The following is a 22,929-nucleotide window of genomic DNA, read 5'->3' as shown; positions in this document are numbered from 1 at the left end:
CTTTCTGTTTGATTCTAGCTTCTCGCCCGGTTTCCCTTGCCATCGCGGTGCCCTATTTTCAAACGGCTCAAATGAACCGGTTTTTCTTTATACATAACGATCGGATCGTCCTCAGTGCCGTCCAGCAGATGGATTGCCTCCAGCGACTCGGTACGTCCCAGCTTGATGCCGCGCACACCTTTCGCATTCTTCTTCATCTCCGATATCTCCTCGATCGGGAATCGCAGGAAGATACCGCTGGTTGTCTGGATAACCGCCTCTCTCATGCCGTCCGACGGCTGTACCGAGAGAAGCATATCATTCTCCTGCAGCTTGGTCGCCGCCACTGTCCGGTTATTTGTCTCAAATTCCCCGCCCGGCACGATCTTGATCATCGCATCCTTCGTTGCAAATAATAGCTTCTGTCCCTTTAACTGCGCCACATTCACCACACAGACCGGACGTTCTTTGGTGCCATCAAATTTACTCAGGTTATCAATCGGCACGCCCTTATCGCGCAGCTTTCCAAACGGAATCTCCGTCACCTTCACCTGATGGAATGCACCCAGATCCGTAAACAATCCGATCTTATCCGTCGTATGGCACGGCAGTACATACACATTCTCCGTGTCCACTGTCTCCCGGTTCCGCTCGTAGATCGACGGTTCCAGAATCTTGCAGTAACCAAACTTGTCCAGCACGAACACGCCCGGTCTGGCGCTCTCCGCCGCCTCGTCATACACCGCCTCGCGTCCATCCTCGATCTTCGTCCGGCGTTCCACTGCAAACTCTTCCTTGATTGACTGCAGATCTTCTTTAATCACCTCATCCATCGCCTCACGGCTGCCGAGAATCTTCTGGTATTCTTTGATCTTGCGAAGTGTCTCTTTGTACTCCTTCTGCAATGCCAAGATCTCCAGGCCAATCAGTTTATAGAGACGCATTTCCAGAATCGCAGATGCCTGTTTCTCCGTAAAATGAAGCTTCTTGGCGTCTTCCTCAAATCCCGGTGTGCGGAACTGGATTTTGGAAATATCGCCCTCCATCAGGCAGGCTTTCGCATCTTTCAGATTCTTCGAACCGCGCAGGATCGCGATAATCAGATCGATGCAGTCGCAGGCTGTGATCAGACCTTCCTTGATCTCCTTCTTCTCCTGTTCCTTTTCCAGAAGTACCTGATACTTGCGGGTATTATTTTCATACTGGAAATCCAGGTAATTCTTTAAGATTCCCTTTAAATTCAGCGTCTCCGGGCGTCCATTCGTGATCGCCAGCATATTGACGCCGAATGTATCCTCCAGTTTTGTCTTTTTATACAAAATATTCTGGATTTTCTCAATATCCGCATCTTTCTTGAGTTCCAGAACAATCCGGATTCCTTCTTTATTCGATTGGTTGGAAATATCCACCACATCGGCAAGTTTCTTGGACTCAACCAGATCTGCGATATCCGACAGACATTTATTGATGCCCGCGCCGATCATCGTGTACGGAATCTCCGTGATTATCAGCTTGTCCCGGTCAGAACGGCGTTTTCCAAGCTCCACCTCCATCCGGGCACGCAGCTTGATGCGCCCCATTCCCGTCTCATAGATCGCCGGAAGCTCACTCTTATTCGCAATGATGCCGCCTGTCGGGAAATCCGGTCCCTTTAAGACGCTCAGAAGCGCTTCCGTCTCCATCTCCGGCTGATCGATATACGCCATCACCGTATCGATGACCTCGCCCAGATTGTGTGGCGGAATGCTGGTACTCATGCCGACCGCAATTCCCTCGGCACCGTTAATCAGAAGATTCGGCACACGGACCGGCAGAACCTCCGGCTCTTTCTCCGTCTCATCGTAGTTCGGCACAAAGCGGACGGTCTTATCCAAATCCTTTAAATATACTTCCTCCGCAAACTTCTGGAGACGCGCCTCCGTGTAACGCATCGCCGCCGCCCCGTCGCCCTCGATGGAACCAAAGTTTCCATGTCCGTCTACCAGCGGCATTCCTTTCTTAAAATTCTGGGAAAGCACGACCAGCGTCTCATAGATCGAACTGTCGCCGTGCGGGTGGTATTTACCCATCGTATCACCGACGATACGCGCCGATTTCCGGTGCGGCTTGTCATGCCCCAGATGCAGCTCCCCCATATCGTAAAGGACGCGGCGCTGTACCGGTTTCAAACCATCCCTCGCATCCGGGATGGCGCGGGCCGTGATGACACTCATCGAGTAGTTCATATAGCTGCGCTGCATTTCCTCTGAATATTCTGTCGTAATGATCGTTTCAGCCATTCTATTTTCTATCTCCTAAATTCCTGTCATATACTTTCATAATCGTAACTGTTCAGTGCCTTCACAGTCACTCATAATCTTTCTATTAAGCATCTATCTCCGCCTCATCCGCGTGATCGTAGATAAACTGCCGTCTCGGCGGCACGTCGCTTCCCATCAGCATCTCCGTGATCTCCGACGCCATTCGGGCATCCTCGATCTCCACACGCTTTAGCACACGGTTCTCCGGGTTTAACGTCGTCTCCCAGAGCTGTTCCGCATCCATCTCGCCCAGACCTTTGTAGCGCTGCAGGGTAAATTCCCCTGTGTGGGTTCTGCGGTAGCGCTCCAACGCTTTCTCATCGTATAGATACTCTTCTTTTCCCTTTTTCGGAATCACCTTAAATAACGGCGGCATCGCAATATATACGTGCCCGTTCTGAATCAATTCCGGCATAAAACGGTATAAGAAAGTCAGAAGCAGCGTATCAATATGGCTTCCGTCCACATCGGCATCCGTCATCAGGACGATCTTGTGGTAACGCAGCTTCGCAATATCGAAATCATTGCCATATCCTTCCGAAAAGCCGCAGCCGAACGCATTGATCATCGTCTTGATCTCGGCATTCGCCAACACCTTGTCCATCGAAGCTTTCTCCACATTTAAAATCTTGCCCCGGATCGGCAGGATCGCCTGATAGCGGCGGTTTCGTCCCATCTTAGCTGAACCGCCCGCGGAATCTCCCTCGACAATGAAAATCTCACATTTCTCTGCCTCGCGGCTCTCACAGTTTGCCAGCTTTCCGTTGCTGTCAAAGGAAAAACGGGATTTCGTCAGCATATTGGTCTTGGCGCGTTCCTCTGCCTTCCGGATCTTTGCAGATTTCTCCGCACAGGCGATGATCGCCTTCAATACCTCTAAATTCCGGTCAAAATAAAGCTGCAGCTCGTCCCCTGTCACGCTGAACACCGCTTTTGTCGCATCGGCACTCGCCAGCTTTGTCTTCGTCTGCCCCTCAAAGATCGGATCCGGATGCTTGACCGCCACAACCGCCGTCATGCCGTTTCTCGTATCCGGTCCTGTAAATTTTGTATCTTTTTCCTTCAGGATTCCCAGCTCTTTCGCATAGTTGTTGATCATCTGGGTAAAACGCGTCTTAAAGCCCGCCAGATGCGTGCCGCCCTCCTGTGTGAAAATATTGTTGCAGAAGCCGAGTACATTTTCCTCAAATGCATCGACAAACTGGAATGCCACTTCAACCTCGATCTGGTCGCTGACGCCCTTGAAATAAATCGGATCATGAATCGGCGTCTTCGTGCTGTTCAGCTCACGCACATACGCCACGATGCCGTCCGGCTCCGAATAAGTCACCTTTTCAGCCTCGCCCGCCCGCTTATTCTCATAAAGAATCGTCAGCTTTGGGTTCAGATATGCCGTCTCATGCAGGCGGCTCTTGAGCCAGTCCGCCTTGAACCGCGTTTTTTCAAAAATCTCCGGATCCGGCAGGAAATTGATCTCCGTTCCGGTCTCTCTTGTCTTTCCGACCACCGGCAGAAGACCATCGATCAGCTCAACCGTCGGGATGCCGCGCTCATACGCATCGTGATGAATCTGTCCATTCTTATATACATTGACCTCCAGATGCGCTGAGAGGGCGTTGACAACCGACGAACCGACGCCGTGCAGACCACCGCTCGTCTTGTACGCATTGTTGTCAAACTTGCCGCCCGCGTGCAAGGTCGAGAGTACGATTCGCTCCGCCGCCACACCCTTTTTATGCATCTCCACCGGAATACCGCGTCCATTGTCCCGGACGGTGCAGGAGCCGTCCGCCTCCAGCGTCACGCGGATCTGGGAACAGGCGCCCGCCAGGTGCTCATCGACCGAGTTGTCCACGATCTCATAGATCAGGTGATTCAGTCCCTTCGTTCCCACACTTCCTATATACATACCAGGACGCTTACGGACAGCCTCCAGCCCCTCCAGGACCGTTATGCTGTCCGCATCATACTGTGTTTTACCCATAGATTCATTCCTCCTGTGCCCGACCTGGGAATAATATTGGCTGCCATTTACACGTGTGATGCAAACGGCAGCTTTTATTTCACAGGTCAGGCTGATTTCTTCCACTTATAATGCGTATTTATTTTATGACTTTGAAATCATGCAAATAGAACACTCTAACTCTCTGGCATCACACCCGCCAGCCATTGTTTTATAGACTTTTCATTAGCGAAAAAGTAGTAAACCGTTCTCATTTACTATAAAATATTAGTAACTGTTCAGTACCTTCACAGTCACGCGCAAAAAACCATTAAAAATTGCCTGCGGCAATGGGATTTTTGCATGCTGGTCCATGTTTTCGTACGGTCAGCGCAGTAAATGCGCGGACCTACTGAACAGCTACAAATATTATTACATAAATTCAAAAATTTTGCAATGCATTTTTTAGAACAAATGTTCGTCTATTCTCTAGGCAACCAGATTCCATGCCAGCACTGGCAGCTTTCTTTTATCCCAGCGCCACATCCAGAATCATCATCAGCACAAATCCAACCGCAAATCCGATCGTTCCCATATCGGAATGACTGCCCTGCGCCGACTCTGGAATCAGTTCCTCCACAACCACGTAAATCATCGCCCCTGCTGCAAGCGCCAGGAGAACCGGCAGAACCGGTTCCAGATAGCGGTACGCGGCGATCGTCGCAAGCGCCCCGATCGGCTCGACGATACCAGAGAGTGTTCCCATCGCAAATGCCTTTTTCCGGCTCATCCCCGACTCACTCCGAAGCGGCAGGGAAATGATCGCTCCCTCCGGGAAGTTCTGAATCGCAATTCCAAGTGAAAGTGCCAGCGCCGCTGCAAGCGTGATGCCGCTCTTTTCTGCTAAGAATCCGGCAAATACCACTCCGACTGCCATCCCCTCCGGGATATTGTGAAGTGTGACCGCCAGAACCAGCATCGTTGTCTTCTTGAGCCCGCACATATGTCCCTCCGGCTCATCACTTCCCAGATGCAGATGCGGAATCAGGCGATCCAGCAAAAGCAGCATCAGAATACCCACCATAAACCCAATAGATGCCGGCAGAAATGCCAGACGCCCCATTGCTTCGCACATATTCATCGATGGAATTAAAAGTGACCAGACCGACGCCGCCACCATCACTCCCGATGCGAACCCCAAAAGCGTTTTCTGGATGATCGGCTTTAACTCATTTTTCAAAAAAAAGACGCAAGCTGCTCCCGCCGTCGTACCGACAAACGGAATCAAAACCCCAAGTAGCGTATTATGATCCATATTCATTCCCTTCTCTTTCTTTTTTAACATCTGAGCGGTTCTTTTCCCGGAACCTTGTTTTTTTCCTTCTATTTCTCTTTGAGGTACCGATTTGATCAAAGAAGTCATCTCAAGTTCCTCTGATTGAATATTCCTATTGTAGCATATGCACCTTTCTTTTGCACGGTTCCTTTTTATCATTAAGCCGATTTCATCCGCCAATCCCGGCTCAAATCCGATTCAAACAACCCTCTGTTTATACATCGGCATTCTTTCATATGTTTCTCGTTTGCAAACGTCTTTCCGCAAACAAAAAAAGAGAACCAAAAATCAGGATGTCCCTAATTTCCAGTTCTCTTTTCATTCTTTGAATACAATGATTTATCACTCTTTAATTTATTTCTGCTCAGAATTCTGTTTAATAAACTCATGAACATCGTTTACGCTTAAATTGCTCTCTTCGATCGCATCCAGTAATTCGCTTAATTCAGCTTTACGAATCTCAGCCGCTAATTCCTTTTTCTCTGCTTTCAGAGCTTTAACGGTTTCTTCTAATTTAGCCAGCTTCTCTTCTACCGCTGCCAGCTTCTCTTTGTTTACTTCTAATGCAGAACGTTTCGGTCCTCTCGGCATAATACATACCCCTTTCGTTTTCTTTGAGAATAGCACAAATCTCTTATTTGTGCAATATCGATTCGTTTAAAAACCAAGTTTTTCATCAATCAGAGTAATCTCCATTTCAATAAAACGCCTTTTTTAATAATATACTTCCTTTTTGAATCTCTTTTGAATAACTTTCTCTCTGGACAAATTTCTTTTTCCTTATTATAATATCAGATTGTATCCAAACGCAAGAAAAAAGGAGTTTGTATGAGTGCTTCCAATACACAGAACGATTTTTCCAAAGGAAGTATCGTTAAAAATATCATGAATCTCGCGATCCCGATGACGTTGGCGCAGCTTATCAATGTCCTGTACAACATCGTTGACCGCATCTACATCGGACGCATACCCGATCATGCCACCCTATCTTTGACCGGCATCGGGCTTTCGCTGCCGATCATCACGCTCGTCATCGCATTTGCCAACCTGTTTGGCATGGGCGGTGCGCCGCTCTGCTCAATTGAGCGCGGACGCGGGGATATCAAAGAAGCCGAGGCAATCATGGGAAATTCCTTCTCCATGATGGTTATTTCCGGTGTGCTTCTGACCGTACTCTGCCTGATATTCCGCAAACCAATGCTGTATCTGTTCGGAGCCAGCGACGCTACTTATCCATATGCGGACGCCTACATTACAATCTATCTGCTCGGCAGCCTGTTCGTGATGGTCGGACTCGGCATGAACTCGTTCATCAATTCACAGGGATTCGGGCGCATCGGCATGATGACCGTCCTTTTGGGCGCTGCCGCCAATATCCTGCTCGACCCGATTTTTATCTTTATGCTTCACATGGGAATCCGCGGCGCGGCGCTCGCCACCATCCTGTCGCAGCTTCTCTCTGCCATCTGGATTCTGCGGTTTTTAACCAGTGACAAAACAATCCTGAAACTGAGACGTTCTTCGATGCACCTTTCCGCACGGAGGATCCGGAAAATCGTCGGACTCGGTCTGTCCGGTTTCACGATGGCGATCACCAACTGCACCGTCCAGATCATGTGCAACGCAACCTTACAGGTATACGGCGGCGATCTCTACGTCGGTGTTATGACCGTTATCAACTCCATCCGTGAAATTGCAACTCTTCCGGTAACCGGCGTTACCCACAGCGCCCAGCCGGTGCTCGGTTTCAATTATGGGGCGAAAGAATACGGCCGCGTTAAAAAGGCAATCGTCTTTACCTCTTTTATTGCAATTTTATATACGACCGGTATCTGGCTGATCGTCGATGGTTTCCCAGCATTCTTTATCCGCATTTTTAATCAGGATGCAGAACTCATTGCAGCAGGTATTCCGGCGATCCGCTTATACTTTTTCGGATTCTTTATGATGTCGCTCCAATTCTCCGGACAGTCGATTTTCGTCGGTCTGGGCGAATCCAAAAAAGCGATCTTTTTCTCTATTTTCCGAAAAGTAATCATCGTCGTTCCGCTGACAATCCTGCTGCCAGGTATGTTCGGAATGGGCACCAACGGCGTATTCGCCGCCGAACCGATTTCCAACTTTGTCGGCGGAATTGCCTGCTTTGGAACGATGCTTTTGACGATTTGGAGAGAATTGACGAGATTGCAGAAAGGGAAGAATTCTTAAAAATAGAGAGGTTATTTATTTAAATGAAAGTGGCTAAAAGTTTGTGGGACGGACTTTTAGCCATTGCTGTATATAACGATAGTTTTTACTATGTCAAAAATATACATTAATTTTTTCCATATGCTTCAATTCGACACGTATGTTCCTTACTTACCTTATCGTAATTAATTCCAACCAATAAAATATTTCCCATATAATTTAAAATCGATTCTGGATAGTTCTTTTCTTTAATTTGCTGCAGCGCAGTCTGTGCATTCTGATTCCATTTAAGTTCAATTACCAGCGCCGGATAATCATTCTTGTACTCTGGTTTTGGTATAAATACAAAATCCGCAAATCCACGTCCTGTCGGTAGTTCCCGAACTGGTTTAAAATAATATTGCATCGAACTCAGATAAGCAATCGCGAGAACACTGCTCAAAGAATTTTCATTATGATATTGAATAACAGATACATATTCATCATGAATCTTCCCGATCTGTGATGCTACTACTTTCTCATCCAAATCCAGTGTTGCATCCAACAACCTCTCCGACTCTTGCTGAAACAGAAGCATCTCATTCCAGCGTTTGCTTTCTACCGCCCTGGTCAACTCCTGCCGAATTTCTTCATTCGGAACAAACGCCATCTTTTTCGTCTGATCATAGCCTAAATACCCCAAATGAATCATATATGTCAGCACATCGTCTTTACTCTGAATATTCGAAATATCATTTCCAAATGTTGACGTATCTACCTTCACTTCAACTCCAGACAGCATTTCGATAATTGCCGTTTTCAGTCCGTCATAATCCATATTAATGAGCGGCACAATCGCCTCATAAGACGCGGTTTCCGACCAATAGCTCTTAAATTCACCATCCAGCATGACACTCACAACTGCTTTGGGATTATAAACCTGACAATTTCTTAGAACATATCCATCATACCACGCCTTTACCTTATCAAATTCCACTTGATAGCGTTCTGAAAGTTCTTTCACCTCCGCCTCCGTAAATCCAATATACGGAGACAAGCGACCCGCGCTCAACATCGTAAATTCATCAAAATTGTTCAGTGCCGACTGGGTTTTCTCTTTTTTAATAGGAAGAATGCCCGTCAAATAAGCAAGCTGAATATACTTGGTCGGTTCCGTTCCCTTAAACAATCCCCTCAGGAAACTTATATATTCATCCTGAATTTTCGAATTCGCCGCCATATCACGAATCAGAACATCCCACTCATCAATAATTACAACAAACTTATTCTTCGTTGCATTACAAATAAACGACAGTGCTTCTGGAAGCGAACACGGGTCACTCGGTATTACTTCTGAATAGTATTTTCTTAATTCCTCAATCGTTTTCTCTGTAATATACGATACAACCCTGTCGGCGCCCCCAGCAGCTCCTATACACCACTGGATATCCCAGTGAATCACATCATATCGGTTTAGATGTTCCTTGAAATCCGGGCTCTGACTAATTTCAAGTCCAGAAAACATATTCCCTGAATCGCAGCCCTTACTGTAATACGCTGTCAGCATATCCGCCGTAATCGACTTTCCGAACCTTCTGGGACGGCTATTGCAAATATATCCCTGCAATGTATTCATCACCTTATTGGTATACGTCAACAAACCTGTTTTATCAATATAGATTTCCGAATTCAACGCAACTTGAAACGCTGAATTATCCGAATTCACAAAAATACCCATATTGACACACTCCTTTCGAAGCTGTTGCTTTGCCTGTTCATAATATTAATCATATTTATATGATTAATATTAACATTTGATAGTTTGAATGGCAAGATCATCATTCAAAACGTTCCTCTACTTCTCAGCCATCCGAATCATCAACTCCAATATTTTAATTGCCATCTCTTCTTCCCGCATCCAGCCATTATAAACATCCTTCATGTCCTTCAAAATTATGCTTTCATTCGCCATCTCATAAAAGCGTTCATTTACTTTTTTTATGACAGCCTCATCCGTCACATCCTCTTCCATAAAATACATACTCTCTCCATAAATTTCCTTCCTTTTATCACTCACAACATCCCCTAATACCACACTTCCAAAATTTTCCATTCTGCAAGGCGGCAGTTTGAATTCCTCTAAAACAGAATCAAGAATTCTCTTCACTTCATCCGATGCCCGTTTTCGTTTCGTCAAATAACCATCCAGTGCCCCAAATAGGCGCTCCATTTGCCTCTTCAACTCCGTCGGGGTCTGAAGATAGCGGCTGTCCAATTTTATTTTCTGCCACTCAACATACTGTGGATGCGGTTTCATCGTTTGATGCCCCGTCCTGAATTCAATAAGAGATGGATATGGATTTTCTTTCAATATGTTTTTATGGATGTTTACAAGTTCATCATAAAGCGGTCGATAAATTTCCTGCGCTCTTTTCCTATTCAATTCTTCTTTTCGCTGCTGTGTGTTGACCCATATAGACCCAAGCAATGAAAAAACAGCACCGATAACTGCTCCAAGCAATGTTCCGATTATACCTAATAGTGTTTGAGAATCTGCTCGCGTGAAAAGATTCACTTGTCTTAACAATGTCACAAACGTAAACAGGACAAGAATGACTCCACATATATAGATGCAGATTTTGAATTTACTGAAATAATATTTTAGTTTTAAAAATATCATAAATCCTCACTTCTCTTTGCAAAGTTTTTTCTTGTATTGTAGCATTTCAAAAAAGAATTTGCAAAGATTTACCCAATCTATTTTTCAACTTCTTTTCTTCTTGCATCCTCCCCTTACATATACTATTCTATGAAAATAGCAATTCCAGCAAAGCGGTCACTACCGCTGTAAATGAATGTATAGAAGAAAATATCCTAGCCGAATTTCAAGAAACCACAAAGCGAATGCTACAAGCACTTCAATTACTTCAACAAAAGCACAGTCCCGAAGAAGTCGCACACGAAACCGGATTACCTTCTGAAACAGTGCTTGAAATATTATATAAGGAAGGGGCTGTCGGTAAATAACGTTTTTTAGAGCTGACAGCACTAAACAAAAATATCCTGACAGTTACAAGGCTTTCTGGCTCTGCAACTTGTTCAGGATATTTTTATTTTGGTAAATACTTTCTATTTTGGCCGCAAAAAATCCTTGATTGGATTTTTACGGCCACATTTTTTTCTAGGCAGTTTTTCCCTCAAATTTTTTCAGCTTTTCGTATAAAAAACGATGGTATTTATTTATATTTCTGCCAATGGCATACAGCATGAATTCTTTATATATCTTATCTGACGAGCGGTAATTAAAACGCCGGAAGTTCTCATTTTCCTTGATATCTCCAAAATGTCCTTCCGTCTGAATGGAACGTGTCTGGCGTTTCAGGATTCCCCGTTCGCTCTGGATATTGGCATGGGATCTTTCTTTCAGTTCCTCCCATTGTTCATTGATCTTCATGACTTTGTTCTTTTCGGCATCTTTCTCCGCATCATACTTATACAGACAGCGGGCTTTGTGTTCGCATCTGCTGCAGTCTGCGCAGCCATATATCTCAAAGGTCTGTGTATATCCATCCTGATCTTTGGTCTCTGTCCTGAGATGCCGCAGTTCACGTCCGTCATGGCAGATATAGAACTGTTCATCTTCAAAGATCCCCGTCCTCATGTTGTAATATTTACTGATATCTTCTGAATAAGCGCGTGTTTTTCGCTTCTCATGATCCTGCAGCTTTATATGACTGGATATTTCATTCTGTTTTAAATAAAGCAGATTTTTTTCACTGCAGTACCCGCTGTCTGCAGTTACTTCTTCCAGAATACTCCCGAAAGCATTCTTATGTTTTTCAAGGACCGGGATCAGGGTATTATAATTGGTGCGGTCACTGCTTACATATCCATGTACGATAAAATAATTCTCTACCGCAATCTGCGATCATCATGAGATTGTTCTGGAGTTTCCGTATTTCAAGTGGCGAACAGTTATCAATTTCTATAATATGGTTATTGGAGAGTTTTTTATGTTTTACAAGCTTTCGTTTTCTGTTCTTTTCGATCACTTCCCGGACTTTATCCATTCCTTCGATCACAAACATCTGTGCATTTCCCAGCTCATACTTTGTCCCATAATCATTCTTCTGCAAAAAAGCGTTATATTTTTTAAAAAGCTGGTCGATAGAATCCAGAAGGTTTGCAAGATGGTAATTGATGCTTCCGCGCCATACAAAAGTATAACGGTTGGCATTTGCCTCTATCTTTGTACCATCAATAAAAAGTTCTTTTAATGTGACCAGCCCTTCTTTCTGCAGCCGTCGCATAAACTGGTAATTCAGGTCATCCAGGACATCTGATGTCAGCTTTCTGCTCTTAAAGTCATAAAAAGCATCACGTCTCGGTTTTTGTCCGCGCGTCAGCCAGATAAAAGCAAGGTCTCTTTCACACAGATCAACAATACGGTCAACAGAACGTATTCCCCGCATATTTGCATAGGTAACTACAGCATACATCATGATTGGGTTGTACCCGGTTCTTCCCTTATCTGAACAATTGGCTAACAAGCCAGAAAAATCTAATTCCTCCATCACTTTTTTCAGGGTATAGACTGGATCGTCGTCAGGTAAACTCAATTCGAAGAAACTAAAGTTAATTTTCTGTTGCCCTAATTCAAAAAAATCGTTATAATAATTATTGGTTAGCATAGTTACATTATAACATGTAACGGAGAGAAAGATGGTTGTCATTAGCCATCTTTTTTCTTTTTTCTGATAAATTTCAGGGAGGGTATGACTCGTTGTGAGTCATACCCTCCCTGCTTTGGAACTATCTATTTCCCGACAGCCCCAATTTTATTGTTTCTCTCAAATCAAAACAGAACACAAGTACGCGCATTTCAGTGTGATACGAATGTTCACTTTATATATTTATTTATATCCTTAAAGACTCATGCATCTGTGCAGATCCTCCTCCGGTGTGCTGATCGGTGCAATGTTATAATTTTCCACCAGATACTGCAGCACATTCGGAGAGATAAATGCCGGAAGGGACGGTCCGAGGAGAATATTTTTGATCCCCAGATGAAGCAGTGTCAGCAGGATACACACTGCTTTCTGCTCATACCAGGAGAGCACCATGGAAAGCGGCAGATCGTTGACACCGCAGTCAAATGCTTCTGCCAGTGCCACCGCAACCTTGATGGCGCTGTAAGCGTCGTTGCACTGTCCCATATCCATTATTCTCGGAAGACCGCCAATCGTACCCAGATCCAGATCATTGAACCGGTATTTGCCGCAGGCAAGGGTCAGAACAATGCTGTCTGCCGGTGTCTGCTTTACAAATTCGGTATAATAATTGCGTCCCGGCTTGGCACCGTCACATCCGCCGACCAGGAAGAAATGTTTGATAGCTCCCGATTTAACGGCATTGATGACCGTATCCGCCACTGAAAGAACCGCATGGTGGGAAAATCCAGTCATGACTGTTTTTCCGCCGTTTATGCCTGTAAAATGCATATCCTCAGGATAACCACCCAATGAAAGTGCCTTTTCAATAACCGGCGTAAAATCTCTCTCTTTGCCGATGTGTACCATTTCCGGATAGGACACGACTTCCGTCGTAAACACCCGGTCGGCATAGCTCTTTTTCGGAGGCATCAGGCAGTTCGTCGTAAAGAGAACCGGAGCCGGAATATCTGCAAATTCCTTCTGCTGGTTCTGCCATGCCGTGCCGAAATTGCCCTTCAGGTGAGGATACTTTTTCAGTTCCGGATAAGCGTGCGCCGGAAGCATTTCACCGTGAGTGTAGATGTTGATGCCCTTATCTTTCGTCTGCTCAAGGAGCTGTTTTAAATCGTATAAATCATGGCCGCTGATAACGATAAACGGGCCTTTCTCCACGGTCAGAGGCACCTGCGTCGGAACAGGATTTCCATAAGTTTCGGTGTTGGCCCGATCCAGAAGCGCCATGCACTTGAGGTTGATTTCACCCACTTCCAGGACAATCGGAAGCAGCTCGTCCATGCCCCAGTCATCCATGCCAATCGCAAAGAGCGCCTTAAAAAAGAAGCGATTGATCGTGTCATCGGTATATCCCAGAACGGCCGCGTGGTAAGCATACGCCGCAACGCCGCGGATTCCGAACAAAATCAGCGATTTCAGAGAACGGACATCCTCGTCTGCCTCCCAGAGATTATTCATATCATAATTGTTATTTTTGCCGCAGGAGACCGTGCACACGAAACAATCAGGCACCAGGCGTTCTCTCTCTTTTTCAACCCGCCGGATCAATTCAGTGATGGTGTCATTGTTAAAATTCACATTTGTTACCGTGGTAAACAATCCTTCCAATACAAGCCTGCTGGTATCCCCGGTAATCAGGTATTCATTGCCTTCCGTCGCTCTTGCAAGGCCAATCAGCGCACCCGTCAGCTTATCCTGCAGCCTGGCGGTGTCCGCTCTCTTGCCGCACACACCGGCATTGCCGGTACAGGCCGTACAGCCTGCCGTCTGCTCACACTGGTAACAAAACATTTTCCGCTCCATACTTTATAACTCCTTTTCGTTGTTCTGCAATCAACTGCCATTATTTCTAACCTGCGGCACCCTCACGTTCAAGAACACATTCGCGCACTTCCAGGCTGCCGGCTTTTTGTCTTTCTTAGCTTTACAAGCGTATTATAAAAAAATACCGGCAGAAATTCAGTTGTTTTTACAACGAAACAGAAATTTAAGTTCAAAAGAATATTTAGCCGTAAAAATACCGACCTCCAATCGTTAGATTTTTAGGTCTAACATTTGGAAGTCGGTACATAGATGGAATCTTTTCTTTTATTTCTGTCTCGCCTTAAACGCCCGGTCAATCTCCCGCTTCGCGTCCTTTTTCGCCAGATCATCTCTCTTATCATACAGCTTCTTACCACGTGCCAGACCAATCTCCACTTTTACGAGACTTCCTTTAAAATAAACCTGCAGCGGTACCAGCGTGTATCCTTTTTCTTTGATCTTCGACATCAGGCGGCGGATCTCCAATTTGTGAAGAAGGAGTTTCCGCACACGCAGCGGATCTTTATTAAAGATATTTCCCTTCTCATATGGACTGATATGCATGCCGAATACATACACCTGACCGTCGCTCTCGATCTTGATAAATGCTTCCTTGATGCTGCATTTACCCATGCGGATCGATTTGACCTCGGTACCGAATAACTCGATCCCGGCTTCGAATTTATCATCGATAAAATAATCATGGTAGGCTTTCTTATTGTTCGCCACCATCTTGATTCCTGCTCCCATTTTAATTCCTCTTTCCCTCTCTACTTTTTACATCTTATTTTACAATCCCCTACTTCCAGTACACCGCCGGCATAAAATCAATCGTCCTTGCATACCGGTCGCAGGCCGTCACGCGGACGCGGATAGTCTGACCGAGCTTGTACGTCTTTCTAGTCATCTCTCCGACCAGCTCATAATGTGCTTCGTCAAATACGAAATAGTCGCCGCGCAGTTCATTGACATGAACTAATCCTTCAACCGTGTTCGGCAGCTCGACATAGAAGCCCCAGTTGGTGACACCGGAAATGACTCCCTCGAATTCTTCTCCGATGTAATGTTCCATGTACTGGACTTTCTTCATCTTATCAGTCTCGCGTTCGGCTTCGTCAGCGCGGCGCTCCAGTGCCGAGGTCTGGACTGCCACTTCCGGCAGGATTTTTTCAAAATGGGCGGTTTTTCGCGCATCCATATTGCCGTGCAGGCACTCTTTGATGATCCGGTGGATCTGCAGATCCGGATAACGGCGGATCGGGGAAGTGAAATGGGTATAATATTTCGCCGCCAATCCGAAATGACCGGAGTTCAAGGTCGAATATTTCGCCTGTTTCATGGAGCGCAGCGTCAGACGGCTGAGCAATGCCTCCTCCGGCGTGCCCTCTATCTTTTCAAGCAGCTTTTGCAGCTCTTTCGGGTGGACTTCGCCGCCCGGCATCCGCAATGTATATCCAAAGTTGTTGATGAATGTGCCGAGTTTCGCCATCTTCTCCTCATCCGGTTTCTCATGGATTCGGTAGAGGAACGGAATTTCCTGCCAATAATAGTCCTCGGCTACCGTCTCATTTGCCATCAGCATGAAATCCTCGATAAGCTTCGTCGCTGCGTTGCGCTCATACGGCTTGATCTCGATCGGGCGTCCTTTGGCGTCGAGTAAAATCTTGCTCTCTGGAAAGTCGAAGTCGATCGCACCGCGCTCCTGGCGTCTCTTGCAAAGAAGCTGCGAAAGTTCTTTCATTTGCAGGAATAAATCCACAAATTCCTTATATTTCTCCTTTGTCTCTGCATCATCATCCGTGATGATCGCATTGACCGCCGTATACGTCATCCGGCGATCGACGCGGATCAATGTCTCTGCAATCTCATGTCCGAGCACGACGCCTTTGTCATTGATCTCCATGATACAGCTCAGCGCCAGGCGATCCTCGCCCTGATTCAGGGAACAGATACCGTTTGAGAGTTTATGCGGCAGCATCGGAATGACGCGGTCGGTCAGATACACGCTCGTTCCGCGCTTTAATGCCTCGCGATCAAGCGGGCTGCCCTCGCGGACATAATGGGTCACATCCGCGATGTGTACACCGAGCCGGTAACCCTGCTCCGTCTTCTCCAGCGTGATCGCATCGTCGAGATCTTTCGCTTCCTCACCATCAATCGTGACTGTCGGCAGATCGCGCAGATCCTTGCGTCCCGCCTTGTCCTCCTCGCGGACGGCATCCGTGATCTCTTCAAGCTGCGCCATGACCTCCGGCGGAAATTCTTCCGGCAGACCGTATGCTTTCACGATCGATAAAATATCGACTCCCGGATCGTTCATATGTCCGAGAATACTGGTGATCACGCCCTCCGGCTTCTTATCCGGGCTGTTTCCGTAATCCTTGATCTTCACGATGACCTTATGACCGGTCACTGCGCCCGCGTCACACCCCTGCGGGATGAAAATGTCGCGTGAAATCCGTGGATTGTCCGGGATCACAAAGCCGAAACCGCCGTTTTTCTCATACAGACCAACCAGCTCCTGATTGGCGTGCTCCAGGATCCGCACGATACTTCCCTCAGCTCTGCGTCCGCCGTCGCTCTCCTGCTCAATCACAACCAGCACCTTATCGCCGTGCATCGCGCCCTTTGTTTTTTCACGCGGAACGAACACATCCTGCTCACGTCCCTCGATTGCCACGAAACCGAAGCCTTTCGGGTGTCCCGAATAAATACCTGCCTCTGAAAATGTCTCCGGGCGTCCCAGCTTGCCCTTGCGGGACATGCTGATTTTTCCCTCTTCCAGCAGATGATCGATAACCCGCTGCAGCTCCCGGCGCTGTTCCTTCGGAATATTTAAAAGAAGTGCCAGCTCCTTCAGCTTCATCGGCACGTATGCCGGTTCATTCATGACATCCTGAATCATCTTGCAGCGGCGGGTAAACTCCTCCTCGGAAACGCCAGCATCCTCACGCTCCTTCTTGCCGCGCTTTTCGCGCTTCTTATCCATCTCACGCTCAAGCTTTCGATCACGGTCTTTCTTTCCCGCTTTATCCTTTTTCTGGCGCACCGATTCCTCTTTCGGACCTTTCGCACGCTCCGGTTTTTTCTTCTTTTTTCCGTACCTCTCTTCCCACTCGCCGATCAGCCCATCCCCGTCAATCTGGCGCCGTACGCTGCTCTCCCGGCTTTCTCCGGACATTTTCTCTTCCCGCGCTTCTTCTTTCCGCATCGCAAACCGCTGTTCTGCATTTTTCCGGATCGTCTCCAGCATCTCATCCGAGAGCTTCATCTCCGTCTGCTGACGTTTTTCAAACGCCTCTCTTTCTCTCCTGCGATTTTCCGGCATTTTCTGTCCTTCCTCTTTCTGTGAAGCTGCCGCACTCTGCATCTGCGCCTGGCGCTTCTGCTGTTTTGTGTATTTCTGAGCCTCGCTTCTCTTTATTTTTTCCATAATTTTATCAAATATGTTCAAATTTATATCACTTCTCTTTCTCAAATATTAAAAAGGATGTGCCTTGCCACATTCGGGCGTCTCGCGCGGTCGCTTGCGACATGTTTTACGCTTCGCGCGAGTGCCCATCCTCGCGGAGCGTTTTTCATTTTATAGGAAATTGGGTCCTGTGAAAATGAAAAAAAGGCTGCCACGCGACAGCCTCTTAAAGGTTCCTTACAGGAATTTTAAATTCAAAACTAATGCAAGGATCAGCCACAGAATTGCAGCATATTTGGTCAGCTTCTCCAGCTTTCCTTCCATAGAACGGCTTTTATTTCTGCCCCAGTAGCTGTCAGCCATACCGCCGATGGAACCGGACAAACCTGCCGATTTGCCTTCCTGCAGTAGGATTACCGCCGACAGGAATACACAGATAATAATAAATATGATCGTAAGGATCGTCTTGATCATCTTCGCACCTCCTGAATAAACATAGTAATCATAGCATATTTTCAGAGGAAGGACAACTGTTTTTTCATGCAAAAGAATTTTATGTAAGAATTTCGTAACTGTTCAGTAGGTCTGCGCATTTACTGCGCTGACCGTACGAAAACATGGGCCAGCAGGCAAAAATCCCATTGCCGTAGGCAATTTTTAATGGATTTTTGCGCGTGACTGTGAAGGTACTGAACAGTTACAGAATTTCAACTTGCCTTACGGTGGTTTTTCCGCTTTGTCCGTCTGATCAGATGTCCAACCCTGGTGTTTATCCAGTCGTACCGGTGCCGCCTGTCAATCACGGTCTTAATTTTACGCAAAAATGTATACAGCACACGGATTTCTTCCGGCTCCAGCGGCTCGCCGCCGTAAAACCATTTTTCCAGCAATTCATTGACACGCACATATTCACCCGCCGCAACTCCCGGAAGATATGCAAGGATCTCCTGCTCCGTCTCGGCGCACCGCCAGCCGACACGCATCTCAATTCCGATGCGCGCCAGTTCTTTCGTGATCCAGCCGCCAAACTCCCCCGCGGTGTCCTCCATCTGCGATTTTCCCAACAGGCGCTCGATTTTCCAATCCTCATAGAGCATCCGGAATTCTCCGCTGGCAATAAACAAGAACAGAAGAAATGCCATCAGTAAAACCGCGCCGGAAACCGCCATGGAAATAAGAATCTTCTCAACAGTCTCTTTCTGACTGTGTTTCTGAGCGCCCTGCAGCTCCAGCGCATTGTCCATATTTTCACCCTGATCCTCCGTCACGGATGCCTTCTGAATCTCATCCGGCAATCCGATCATCTGGAGCAGCGCATATGTATTATAATAATAGCCCGGCGTCACATCGATCGGAACCCAGCCGAGACCGTCCATATAAACCTCGACCCAGGCATGCCCATTGTAACCAGTCAGGTTCACAGTCTTCGCCCCGTCTGCTCCATTGGTTCTCTCTTTTAGGTAGCCCTCGGCATACCGCGCCGGAATACCGAAACTCCGGTACGCCATTACACCCGCCGAGGCAAAAAAGGCTGCATTTCCAACCTGCTCGCCCCGCAGAAACGGTCTTAACGGGTCTCCCCCGTCCTCCGGCTGTTCTGGATTCGGGCTGTAAACCATGTTCTGTTCCATCTTTTCGCGGATTTTCTGGGTAACCGTATAGATACTCTCTTCTGTATCCGTCTCATTCTCTCCCGGAGCATGGAAAATCATTTCAATCAAAGATGCAAACTCCGCATCCACCTCCATGTAAGCGTCGTATACAAAATCGCGGTACACCGCCTCCGCTTGCAGATAGTTCGATTCTTCTTTTGTCTGTGGCGCATACATCCAGTTTTCCAGCTTATTTAACTCACCCGGAATATTTTGAGAAAAATCGCATATCTCATACGTTTTAACACCGGAAAGTGCATGGGAACGGTACCCCTCGTCCCGGTTTGCGGCTATTCCATAGCTGCCAGCCGGTTTTTCAGCCGAATACAGAGTATAATAATATTTCCGGCTCGCACCGAGATTCTGAATCCGGATCGTCGCCGCCTCTGGCTGCTGTGTACTGTCACTGGCAGCACCCACTTTACGGCTGAGCGCGTATTCCGTGTTGGGGTCAAATCCCTGATTTTCCAGCCATTTCAAAAAACCATTCCGCCCGCCGCTGTATGCCGAACGCTTAAGAGGCACCCAGTGTCCGTCTTCATAGTCCCCCGCTGTATAGCCCCGCAGATAGAGCGCTTTTTCTCTCCCCGAAGTCACACGCAGCGTCACCGCATCGCCCTGCTTCATCGAATATGCCTTTCTCAGATCTCCCTCTGGAAGCATATCTTTTCCAAACCGAGCCTCATCTACAAACTGCAGCGTCTTATTTTTGAACTGAAGGATCGAGCCAACCTCCTTGGTTCCAGCCACTCCCACTATTCCCAAAAACAGAGACGCACTAACTAACGTCCACGCAAGGCGCATCCGCATGCTTCCGGCTCCCACCACGTGCAGCCACTGCCCGATCAGTCCCAGGAATAAAAGAATCAGACCCCAGAATGAGAGCTGTTTCAGCATAATTCCAGGAACCAGCGCCAAAAGCGTCAGCAGAAGACTGCTCGCGATCGCTCCCTTCCGTGCAATATACCAACAAAGCCCGGTCACACAGAACACCATCACAAGTCCCAAAAGGAAAAAGCCGCTCCGGCTTGCTGCCCCCTGCATCAGATAGGGAATCGCATCCTCTTCCTTCAGGTTCCAGTAAGCGATTCCCATGTTGACGGTGCCAATCACACCTTCCAACAGCTGTCCCAGACCACCGAAAATCGCTGTCATTCCCCCTAAAAGGGCAAATATCCACGAAAGTTTCCCCGCCAGCCGCACAGAAAAGTGATGAATTACCAGCGCCGCCGCCAATACCAGCCCCAATACACCTGCCAGAACCAGGCTGTCCCACGCTGGCAGCTGCACAAACTTTCTCCACGCCGCCAGAATACCGCCTGCCAGCGCGCCGCTGCGCAAAAGCTGAGAGACACTGTCTGTCAGACTACCTCCCCATCTTTGATTTTCCGGACGCTGACTCTCTTTTCCAGTCTTTATCGGCATGATACTCCCTCTTCCATCTTTTTCGTTTCTTCTATCATTTTCCCTGTCTTTCATGCAGCTAGATCGCAATCGTATACATGGTTTTCCAAAGCTCTCCCTGCGGGATTTCCAGAATCGTGCAGTTTCCCTGCTGGCGCACAGATGCCTCCTCCTTGTCCTCCAGAATGCAGACGGCTGTTATCTTTAACTCCGGCGGCAGTTCAAAAAATGCCTCCGGGCACATTCCATTTGTGATATAAATCAGACGGTTATAGTGCTGCTGGAACTGTTCCAGCATGAAATAAGAAAGCGCTTTTCCTTTCGTCTCAGCGAGGCGCACCGTCATCCAGGTGTTCAGCATCCTCTGAAACTCGGCTGATTCCCCCACCGGGCTCGAAAGCAGGTGCTCTCCCGCAGCAATCCCGGTATAATGGGAAATTCCCAGCTCAGACAGCCCCTGGCTGACCGATGCCGCTACGCTGACCGCTGCTGCCATCTGGGTAATCGGATAGTTTCTGGTTTCATCCATATGTCCGGTATCTAACAGCACATATTATCACAGCGAAATGTATCGCTTGCCTGACGGATCAGCACCTTGCCCATTTTTCCAGAAAGCTTCCAGTGAATCCGGCGCACATCGTCTCCCGGCTGATACTCCCGCAGTTCAAATACCTCGCTCATATCTCTGCCGCGGCGATCCAGCGTTCTCTGCTCGCCCTCCCATCCGCCGGAAAGCAGATTTTCCAAAGAGAGCTGCAGCGCTGTCTCGCGCGGATAAACCACCATGCTCTGCTCATCCAGCATCGGAATATCGCGCTCCATCAGACCAAAAATATCATAGCAGCGGATCTGTTTCAGCTGTATCTGGCTCTGACCACAGCTGTCCGTCTGAAATGGTATCTGCACCATATGCTTCTTTCCCGCAAAAATCACGCGGACAGGAAGCTCGTTTTTCATATTCATCATGTGGTTTTCACACGCAAGCACTGCTTCCATGACGCCTGCTGCCAGAAACACTTTTTTATCAATTTCCAGTGTAAGCAGCAGCTCTCTCCCTGCCAGACATGCCGATGGCATCCGGAGTGACAGTTTCAGCTTTTCCGTATCTAACCTCAGAGCAATCCACAGCAGAACCAGAATCAGAAACTGAGCTGTCAGCATTCCAAGCAAAAGCCCGCTGCCGCTCCAGAAAAGCAGCCCCATCTCTATCAGCAAAATCATTCCATACAGAATTCGGCTCTTACGCATTCTTTCTTCCCTTCACCAGTTCCGGCGGTTTCACTTCCATCAAAATTTTCTGCAAAATCATCCGTTCGCTGATTCCATTGATTCTCTCCTGCGGTTTCAGAATCAGTCGGTGTGCACAGGTATCACAAAATACATCCTGCACATCCTCTGGAATCACATAGCTCCGCTTCTCCAGCACCGCATTTGCCTTTGCCATACGGGTCAGCGCCTGTACACCTCGCGGACTGATTCCCAGCTCCACCGCCGGCTCCTGTCTCGTTGCCTCACACAGGCGGATCAAATAATACAGGATCTCGTCCTGCACCCGGATCGAGGACAGATAGTTTTGCACATCGATAACATGCTCTGCCTCTGCGGCTACCCGGATCGAATCCAGCGGATTCTTATACCGTCTGGCTTTTAAAATCTGCAGCTGATCCTCTGCAGACGGATAACCGATCGACAGCTTTACCATGAAACGGTCCAGCTGGGATTCCGGCAGCGCCTGGGTTCCTGCCGTACCAAGTGGGTTCTGCGTCGCGATACAGATAAACGGCGACGGCAGCGGATAGGTTACACCATCGACCGTGACCGATTTCTCCTCCATCGCCTCCAGAAGCGCCGCCTGCGTTTTCGGGGAGGTACGGTTGATCTCGTCTGCCAGCAGCAGGTTGCAGGCAGCCGCACCCTCGCGGTACTCAAACTGTCCCGACTGGTGGTTGTACATTGTAAATCCCGTGATATCCGACGGCATCGTATCTGTTGTAAACTGGACACGCTTATGAGAAAGTCCCATAACCTTTGAGAACGCCAGCGCTAACGTCGTCTTACCAACGCCCGGGGAGTCCTCCAGCAACACGTGTCCTCCCGCGTATATCGTGGTCAGAACGCGCCGGATAATTTCATCCTTTCCCATAAACGCCGTCTGTATCTCACGAATGATATGTTCCGACTGCTCTACTATCATGCCTTACCTCCAAG

The 22,929-nt window shown here is 47.6% G+C and carries 17 protein-coding genes; 1 reads left to right on the top strand and 16 read right to left on the bottom strand.

Annotation, left to right across the window (positions count from 1 at the left end):
• Positions 1-14: 14 nt before the first annotated feature.
• From DXB70_RS04160 to DXB70_RS04145, 4 genes are all read right to left on the bottom strand, one after another.
• Positions 15-2,258 (bottom strand): DNA topoisomerase (ATP-hydrolyzing), encoded by a 2,244-nt coding sequence (locus DXB70_RS04160; RefSeq protein ID WP_117795663.1) that lies wholly within the window; start codon positions 2,256-2,258, stop codon positions 15-17.
• Positions 2,259-2,343: 85 nt separating this feature from the next.
• The gene (locus DXB70_RS04155; protein WP_117795665.1) at positions 2,344-4,263 is read right to left on the bottom strand and encodes a DNA gyrase subunit B; all 1,920 of its coding nucleotides are present in this window, start codon (positions 4,261-4,263) and stop codon (positions 2,344-2,346) included.
• 487 nt (positions 4,264-4,750) lie between these two features.
• Positions 4,751-5,536: a ZIP family metal transporter gene (locus tag DXB70_RS04150; protein ID WP_118491150.1), complete on the bottom strand. Its 786-nt coding sequence runs from the start codon at positions 5,534-5,536 to the stop codon at positions 4,751-4,753.
• Positions 5,537-5,911: 375 nt separating this feature from the next.
• On the bottom strand, positions 5,912-6,148 hold the full coding sequence (locus DXB70_RS04145) for a hypothetical protein (RefSeq protein WP_022360338.1): 237 nt from the start codon (positions 6,146-6,148) through the stop codon (positions 5,912-5,914).
• A gap of 237 nt (positions 6,149-6,385) precedes the next feature.
• On the opposite strand from DXB70_RS04145, the gene DXB70_RS04140 reads away from it, so the two are divergent.
• Positions 6,386-7,765: an MATE family efflux transporter gene (locus DXB70_RS04140; RefSeq protein WP_118672714.1), complete on the top strand. Its 1,380-nt coding sequence runs from the start codon at positions 6,386-6,388 to the stop codon at positions 7,763-7,765.
• A gap of 106 nt (positions 7,766-7,871) precedes the next feature.
• On the opposite strand, the gene DXB70_RS04135 is transcribed toward DXB70_RS04140, so the two are convergent.
• From DXB70_RS04135 to DXB70_RS04085, 12 genes are all read right to left on the bottom strand, one after another.
• Entirely contained in the window at positions 7,872-9,461 is a 1,590-nt protein-coding gene (locus DXB70_RS04135; RefSeq protein WP_118570417.1) for an AAA family ATPase, read from the bottom strand.
• A gap of 117 nt (positions 9,462-9,578) precedes the next feature.
• A complete protein-coding gene (locus tag DXB70_RS04130; protein ID WP_118672713.1) occupies positions 9,579-10,403 on the bottom strand; it encodes a hypothetical protein in 825 nt (274 codons plus the stop codon).
• A gap of 501 nt (positions 10,404-10,904) precedes the next feature.
• A complete protein-coding gene (locus tag DXB70_RS14615) occupies positions 10,905-11,384 on the bottom strand; it encodes a transposase (RefSeq protein ID WP_333490928.1) in 480 nt (159 codons plus the stop codon).
• Positions 11,385-11,598: 214 nt separating this feature from the next.
• A complete protein-coding gene (locus DXB70_RS14610; protein ID WP_333490927.1) occupies positions 11,599-12,456 on the bottom strand; it encodes a transposase in 858 nt (285 codons plus the stop codon).
• Between the two features lie 192 nt (positions 12,457-12,648).
• On the bottom strand, positions 12,649-14,253 hold the full coding sequence (gene hcp, locus DXB70_RS04120; RefSeq protein WP_182448412.1) for a hydroxylamine reductase: 1,605 nt from the start codon (positions 14,251-14,253) through the stop codon (positions 12,649-12,651).
• 285 nt (positions 14,254-14,538) lie between these two features.
• Positions 14,539-15,003 (bottom strand): SsrA-binding protein SmpB, encoded by a 465-nt coding sequence (gene smpB / locus DXB70_RS04115; RefSeq protein WP_022358767.1) that lies wholly within the window; start codon positions 15,001-15,003, stop codon positions 14,539-14,541.
• Between the two features lie 49 nt (positions 15,004-15,052).
• The gene (gene rnr, locus DXB70_RS04110) at positions 15,053-17,158 is read right to left on the bottom strand and encodes a ribonuclease R (protein WP_118672754.1); all 2,106 of its coding nucleotides are present in this window, start codon (positions 17,156-17,158) and stop codon (positions 15,053-15,055) included.
• Between the two features lie 744 nt (positions 17,159-17,902).
• Positions 17,903-18,139 (bottom strand): preprotein translocase subunit SecG, encoded by a 237-nt coding sequence (secG, locus tag DXB70_RS04105; RefSeq protein ID WP_107000428.1) that lies wholly within the window; start codon positions 18,137-18,139, stop codon positions 17,903-17,905.
• 233 nt (positions 18,140-18,372) lie between these two features.
• Positions 18,373-20,742: a transglutaminase domain-containing protein gene (locus tag DXB70_RS04100; RefSeq protein ID WP_182448411.1), complete on the bottom strand. Its 2,370-nt coding sequence runs from the start codon at positions 20,740-20,742 to the stop codon at positions 18,373-18,375.
• Positions 20,743-20,800: 58 nt separating this feature from the next.
• Positions 20,801-21,250: a hypothetical protein gene (locus DXB70_RS04095; RefSeq protein WP_147354038.1), complete on the bottom strand. Its 450-nt coding sequence runs from the start codon at positions 21,248-21,250 to the stop codon at positions 20,801-20,803.
• Between the two features lie 11 nt (positions 21,251-21,261).
• Positions 21,262-21,969, bottom strand: coding sequence for a DUF58 domain-containing protein (locus DXB70_RS04090; RefSeq protein WP_118672710.1), 708 nt, complete (start codon positions 21,967-21,969; stop codon positions 21,262-21,264).
• Positions 21,962-22,915 (bottom strand): MoxR family ATPase, encoded by a 954-nt coding sequence (locus DXB70_RS04085; protein ID WP_118672709.1) that lies wholly within the window; start codon positions 22,913-22,915, stop codon positions 21,962-21,964. The genes DXB70_RS04090 and DXB70_RS04085 overlap by 8 nt, the downstream gene beginning before the upstream one ends.
• Between the last annotated feature and the right edge of the window lie 14 nt (positions 22,916-22,929).

This window comes from Clostridium sp. OM05-5BH (assembly GCF_003481505.1).
Taxonomy (GTDB): domain Bacteria; phylum Bacillota; class Clostridia; order Lachnospirales; family Lachnospiraceae; genus Otoolea; species Otoolea fessa.
The sequence above is the reverse complement of the archived record's forward strand: the minus strand, read 5'-3'. Positions and strand labels throughout refer to the sequence as shown.

Coding starts and splice junctions, on each gene's coding strand:
- DXB70_RS04160 (WP_117795663.1), bottom strand. CDS start 2,258: ATGGCTGAAACGATCATTACGACAGAATATTCAGAGGAAATGCAGCGC.
- DXB70_RS04155 (WP_117795665.1), bottom strand. CDS start 4,263: ATGGGTAAAACACAGTATGATGCGGACAGCATAACGGTCCTGGAGGGG.
- DXB70_RS04150 (WP_118491150.1), bottom strand. CDS start 5,536: ATGGATCATAATACGCTACTTGGGGTTTTGATTCCGTTTGTCGGTACG.
- DXB70_RS04145 (WP_022360338.1), bottom strand. CDS start 6,148: ATGCCGAGAGGACCGAAACGTTCTGCATTAGAAGTAAACAAAGAGAAG.
- DXB70_RS04140 (WP_118672714.1), top strand. CDS start 6,386: ATGAGTGCTTCCAATACACAGAACGATTTTTCCAAAGGAAGTATCGTT.
- DXB70_RS04135 (WP_118570417.1), bottom strand. CDS start 9,461: ATGGGTATTTTTGTGAATTCGGATAATTCAGCGTTTCAAGTTGCGTTG.
- DXB70_RS04130 (WP_118672713.1), bottom strand. CDS start 10,403: ATGATATTTTTAAAACTAAAATATTATTTCAGTAAATTCAAAATCTGC.
- DXB70_RS14615 (WP_333490928.1), bottom strand. CDS start 11,384: ATGAGGACGGGGATCTTTGAAGATGAACAGTTCTATATCTGCCATGAC.
- DXB70_RS14610 (WP_333490927.1), bottom strand. CDS start 12,456: ATGACAACCATCTTTCTCTCCGTTACATGTTATAATGTAACTATGCTA.
- hcp (WP_182448412.1), bottom strand. CDS start 14,253: ATGGAGCGGAAAATGTTTTGTTACCAGTGTGAGCAGACGGCAGGCTGT.
- smpB (WP_022358767.1), bottom strand. CDS start 15,003: ATGGGAGCAGGAATCAAGATGGTGGCGAACAATAAGAAAGCCTACCAT.
- rnr (WP_118672754.1), bottom strand. CDS start 17,158: ATGATTCAGGATGTCATGAATGAACCGGCATACGTGCCGATGAAGCTG.
- secG (WP_107000428.1), bottom strand. CDS start 18,139: ATGATCAAGACGATCCTTACGATCATATTTATTATTATCTGTGTATTC.
- DXB70_RS04100 (WP_182448411.1), bottom strand. CDS start 20,742: ATGCCGATAAAGACTGGAAAAGAGAGTCAGCGTCCGGAAAATCAAAGA.
- DXB70_RS04095 (WP_147354038.1), bottom strand. CDS start 21,250: ATGGATGAAACCAGAAACTATCCGATTACCCAGATGGCAGCAGCGGTC.
- DXB70_RS04090 (WP_118672710.1), bottom strand. CDS start 21,969: ATGCGTAAGAGCCGAATTCTGTATGGAATGATTTTGCTGATAGAGATG.
- DXB70_RS04085 (WP_118672709.1), bottom strand. CDS start 22,915: ATGATAGTAGAGCAGTCGGAACATATCATTCGTGAGATACAGACGGCG.